The 5,085-nt window shown below is 68.1% G+C and carries 4 protein-coding genes; 1 reads left to right on the top strand and 3 read right to left on the bottom strand.

The features are described from left to right. From VFE28_09080 to VFE28_09070, 3 genes are all read right to left on the bottom strand, one after another. On the bottom strand, positions 1-636 hold a 636-nt coding region (locus tag VFE28_09080; GenBank protein ID HZM16141.1), incomplete at its 3' end, for a UbiA family prenyltransferase. A 31-nt stretch (positions 637-667) separates the two neighbouring features. After that, entirely contained in the window at positions 668-1,789 is a 1,122-nt protein-coding gene (locus VFE28_09075; protein ID HZM16140.1) for a DUF4388 domain-containing protein, read from the bottom strand. Positions 1,790-1,792: 3 nt separating this feature from the next. Beyond that, entirely contained in the window at positions 1,793-3,595 is a 1,803-nt protein-coding gene (locus VFE28_09070) for a hypothetical protein (protein ID HZM16139.1), read from the bottom strand. Between the two features lie 174 nt (positions 3,596-3,769). Between VFE28_09070 and asnS the strand changes: the two genes are divergently transcribed. Next, positions 3,770-5,065, top strand: coding sequence for an asparagine--tRNA ligase (asnS, locus tag VFE28_09065; GenBank protein ID HZM16138.1), 1,296 nt, complete (start codon positions 3,770-3,772; stop codon positions 5,063-5,065). The last annotated feature ends 20 nt before the right edge of the window (positions 5,066-5,085 follow it).

The following is a 5,085-nucleotide window of genomic DNA, read 5'->3' as shown; positions in this document are numbered from 1 at the left end:
CGCGCCGCAGCCGGCGAGAGCCAAGACAGCGGCGACGATGCGGGTGCGCTGCACACCGAGCACGACCCCACTGCTCTGCTTGCCCGTGCGTCGATCCCCTTCCAGATCGAGAAGCGTCGTGTGCAGGAACACCGCACCGACCGCGAACATGCAGGCTCCGAGCCGCGCCCCCCAAGGGACCGCCGCGCTGATCTCGCCAGCGCCGATCCAGGTCGCCAGACCACCGTAGCCGATGGCGTTCGCCACCAGGTCGCATCCGGGCCGGGCGCTCCAGCGCAGCGGCGGCAAGCTGTACGAGAGACCCAGCGCCGCGGCGGCGCTGAGACCGACCGGCGCCACGCCGAGTCCCCACGCCGTGGCGAGGGCAGCGCCCAGCAGCAGCGAGGCCACCAGCACATAGGTGCGGGCGCGAAAGATCCCGCGCTGGAGGAAAAAGCCCTTGCCGTTCAGGCGGTCGCTCTCCGCGTCGACGACCTGGTTGACCAGATGGACGGCGGCGAGCACCAGGCTCAACAGCAGGAAGCGGAGCGTCGGGAAGCCCTCGCCTGCGATCAGGCCATGGCCCAGGAGGAAGAAGCTCCATGCCGGCACGAGAACGAGAGGACGCAAGGCGAAGAAGAAATCGACCACGACCATGCGGCGAGAGTACGCGTGCCCGCGGGAGCGATCAACGTTTCTTGTCGGCGCCGGTGTAATCGAGGTCGAAGCTCTTGCCGCGGGCGCCGCGGGTGTAATTCACGACGCCGGCTCTTACCACCACGCTCGGGCTGGTGAGCTGCATGTCGGCGAGCTCCTGCAACGAGGCGGGATAGCGACCCTGGAGTGCGCGGTAGGTTTCGAGGTCGCGCTGCAACGTCGCCCGCGCGGTGTAGACCTCGATCTCCGTGCGCGCCGCCCGGGAGCCCCCATCGCGGAGCCCGAGGATCATGAGGGCGCAGCCCAACGCGATGAGCGCCAGGGCCCAGAAGAGGATCGACGGCTGCGGCATGGCGCGGAGGCCGAGCCCGAGACGCCGGCGCGGCACCGGCCTGGGCGCCGGGGTGGAGAGCGCGGCCGCCACCGGAGCGGCCTTCGGTATCTCCACCGGCCGGGGCATTTCGAGAATGCTCGTGAGCCCGGCGTCCACGGCGGCGGCGACGATCTCGTACACCTCGTATTCGGGCAAGCGGCCGCAGGCGACGAGCTCGGCCAGGCGCATCGGACTGCGCAGCTTCGAGAGCAGCGTTTGCGAGCGCTCGTCCAGCGAGGTCGGCAGGGTGGTGATCGGCGCCAGCAGGGCCTGCGGGCTGGGGAGCTTGGTGAGGATGTGCGGCCACTCGTCGACGCGACGCGCCGCTTCCAGAAGCACCGCCTCCATCTTCAGCCCTACGGTATGGCTCAGGCCGCGGAGCGAATCGTCGCCGCCCAGGAAGCGGTAGGTACCTTCCTTCCAGTTATAGGTGCGGAAGACGAGATCCTGCGTCATATCCAGCACCGCTTGCCGCAGCTCCTCCGGCGTGAGCAGGCGCTTGTCCAGGAGGACGTCCGCTACGTCCTTCTTGTTTTCTTCGACCTCCAAGGTCAGGTGCAGGGTCTGCCAGGCGTCCAGGTAGCCGGTTTTCTTCATGAACTCCAGCAGCGGATCGTCGCCGATGCGGCGGCGGTCCCGACAAGAGACGAGCATGCCCTTGTCGAAGTAGAAGGTGAGCAGCTTGTCGTAGCTCTCGACGCGCAAGAGCCCGGTCTTGTGCTGCATCGCCACGAGCTGGAGGATCTCGGCGAGACCGAATTCCTGGAGGGCTCCCTGCATACGTCACCGTCCCTCGGCCGGATGAGCGTTGCCGAGCCGGCGCCAGGAGCGCCGCAGACGCAACAGTCCCTGCAGGTAGGCCAGGAAAAAGACCACGACGGCCAGGCGCAAGGCCTGGGCGTTGGCCGACACGAACCACGGGCTCGTGCGGTCGCCGCCGGCTTGCACGAGGGCATGGGCCGTGAGCAAGGCTGCCCACGCCAGGAGCAGAGTCCACAGAGCCGCCATCGGGGCGCCACACGTGAGGTCGGCCGCCCCGGGGAAGATGGTGCCGATCCAGCGCGGCATGCGGTCCACCAAGCGTGCCGCTTGTTGATGCCGCGGCCGCGAGCGATGCGTCAGTACGCCCTCGTACGCCTCGTTCCGTTCGAAGCGAGGCGTGGGGGTCTCGCAGTAGGGACACATAGGCGCGCGCCCTTCGCGACGCGGAGCGCAATGACTGCAGACGACGCGGCGGCACGTGCGGCACTCGAACGCCAGCGAACGCGCCCGCCAGCGCGATAGCAGCAGCACGGTCAGGCCGAGGAGGACCGTCGCGGTCTTCCACGGCGAGAGACCGTCCCAACCGGCGCCGCGCCAGCCCTCCAGGAGCATCTCGGCGCGCTGGGGCTTGGCGCGCCCTTCGTCCCCGGCCAGACGCAGCAGTTCCTTGGGTCCGAGCACGACGTCGAGCACCGGGATCTGCCCGTGCAGCCAAGCGGCACGCTGCTGCGTGATTCTGTCGAAGTCCAGCTCCGCCGCGCGATGCAGCTCCTGATCGACCTCGCCGAACTGCAGCAGCCGGATGTAGGCCTGGGCCAGGTTGGCGTGGGCGAAGGGGTTGTCCGGCTCCAGCGATTGCGCCTTCCGATAACCGGCGGCGGCGCGATGCATGTCGCCGCGGACGAAGTAGACGTTGGCGAGATTCACGTACGGTGCAGCCCAGTTCGGGTCCGCGGCGAGGGCCGCGCTGTAATGACTCTCGGCGCCGGCCAGGTCGCCGCGCCGCCGCGCCAGCAAGCCGAGCACGAGCTCGCGTTCCCGCCCATGGCTCACGTCACGGACCAGGCTGGCCTCGAGGCGCGGGTCGCCGCCCTCGTGCTGGGCTGCGGCCAAGCGCGCGCTGGCGCTGCGCGGATCCAGGAGCATGGCGTGGGTCTGCAGCCAGGGGAGAGGGATCTCGCCCACGGCCAGGGCGAAACACAGCGCCGCCAGGGTCCGCCGCTCCTTGCGGGAAGAAAAGGAAGCGAGGCAGAGCAGAGCCAGCAGGATGGCGCCGAAGGGAGAGCGCCACAGACACCAGAGAAGTGCCACGGAGACCACGAGACTGCCGGCGAACACGCCGCGTCTTTGCGCTTCGGCGAGATGTTGCACGAAGAAGAGCGACCGCCCGAGCATGAGGACGACCAGCGTCACCAGCGTGGCCAGCAAGAGAGCGTGCGCACCGCGCTCGAGCTTTTGCAGCAGCCGCGACTGCTGGACGGCATCGGCGAAGACGCAGCGGGCGGCGTCGCGGGCCGCCAAGCTAGCGCTCGCCGGGTCGTGCTGGCGGAGTTCGAGGACGAAGCGTTCGAGGTGCGGCGCGACCCAGGTGGGGTCGGCGAGGGAAGCGCGTTGCAGGAGCTCCAGTCGCTCTGCCAGCGGTTGGTGCCGCGACACCAGGACCAGGGCGCGGGCGAGCGCTTCCGACCGTTCCGCGCCCCGTTCGCGCTCGGCCTGGTAGTACTGCCGCAGCGGCGCGGTGGGGAGCTCGAGCTCCTTGGCGAAGGACCCCGTCCCCGCCAGGAATCCGAGCGCGACGAGGACAGCGCTCCCGATCAGCCTCATCCGCGTGTCTCCGTGCGGTCGATGTGCGGGTGCATGCATGCTCGCTCTCGCTGGGAAGGCTGCGAGACGACCGCAAGGACCGTGCCCGCTTGCAATTGCGGCATCCAACGGGCTAGTCTGGGCGCCGGTTCGTCGTCGGGAGCGAGCGCTCACCATTGTGGCTCGGGGGAATGCATGCAGAAGGCCTACATCGGCGAGATCGCCCCGTTCGCCGGGCAGGTGGTGTGTCTCGAGGGCTGGGTCTACAACTTCCGGACCGGTGGAAAGCTGTTCTTCCTGCTCTTGCGGGACGGAACGGGCATCATGCAGTGCGTGGCGGTGAAGCCGGAAATCGGTGCGGAACGGTTCGAGGAGCTGCAGCGGTTGACCCAGGAGTCTTCCGTACGCGTCTGGGGGCCGGTGCGCCCGGAAGGGCGCGCTCCTGGCGGCTACGAGCTGTCCATGCAGGGTTTCGAGATCGTGCAGATCGCCGAGGAGTTTCCCATCACGCCGAAGGAGCATGGCAGCTCCTTCCTCCTCGACAACCGCCATCTGTGGCTGCGCAGCAAGAAGCAGTTCGCCATCCTCAAGGTGCGGGCGCGCCTCCAGAAGGCCATTCGTGACTTCTTCGATTCCCGCGGTTTCACCCTTCTCGACACGCCGATCTTCACGCCCAACGCCTGCGAGGGCACGTCGACGCTCTTCGAGACCGAGTATTTCGGCGAGAAGGCGTACCTGACCCAGAGCGGCCAGCTGTACAACGAGGCGACTGCGGCCGCCTTCGGTAAGGTCTACACCTTCGGGCCGACCTTCCGCGCCGAGAAGTCGAAGACCCGGCGCCACCTCACGGAGTTCTGGATGGTGGAGCCCGAGGTGGCTTGGGCGCACCTCGACGACATCATCCAGCTCGGTGAGGACATGATTCTCTATCTGATCGCCGAGGTCCTCAAGGACTGCCGGCAGCTGCTCGTGGAGCACCTCGAGCGCGACGTCACCAAGATCGAGGCCGTCCGCGGACCCTTCCCGCGGCTCCACTACAACGAAGCCGTCGATCTCCTGCACTCGAAGGGTCACTCCTTCGAGTGGGGTAGCGATTTCGGTGCCCCGGACGAAACGGTGCTCTGCGAGCAGTTTGATTCGCCCCTGGTCGTGCACCACTTCCCGGCGCAGGTGAAAGCCTTCTACATGGAGCCCGACCCGCAGGACCCACGTGCCTGCCTTTCGGCTGACTTCCTGGCGCCCGAGGGCTACGGCGAGATCATCGGCGGCGGCGAACGCAGCGCCAACCTTGCTTTCCTGCGCGAGCAGATCCGCAAGCACGACCTGCCGGAGCAAGCCTTCGGCTGGTACCTCGACCTGCGCCGGTACGGTGCCTTCCCGCACTCCGGCTTCGGCCTCGGGCTCGAGCGCACCGTCTCCTGGCTCTGCGGCATCCACCATCTACGCGAAGCGATCCCGTTCCCGCGTACGATCCAGCGCCTGACGCCCTGAACGCGTCCTCCCTCCATGCG

Source organism: Candidatus Krumholzibacteriia bacterium (assembly GCA_035649275.1).
Lineage (GTDB): Bacteria > Krumholzibacteriota > Krumholzibacteriia.
Note: the sequence above shows the minus strand (reverse complement) of the source record. Positions and strands in the feature narration are given on the sequence as shown.

Coding starts and splice junctions, on each gene's coding strand:
- VFE28_09075 (HZM16140.1), bottom strand. CDS start 1,789: ATGCAGGGAGCCCTCCAGGAATTCGGTCTCGCCGAGATCCTCCAGCTC.
- VFE28_09070 (HZM16139.1), bottom strand. CDS start 3,595: ATGAGGCTGATCGGGAGCGCTGTCCTCGTCGCGCTCGGATTCCTGGCG.
- asnS (HZM16138.1), top strand. CDS start 3,770: ATGCAGAAGGCCTACATCGGCGAGATCGCCCCGTTCGCCGGGCAGGTG.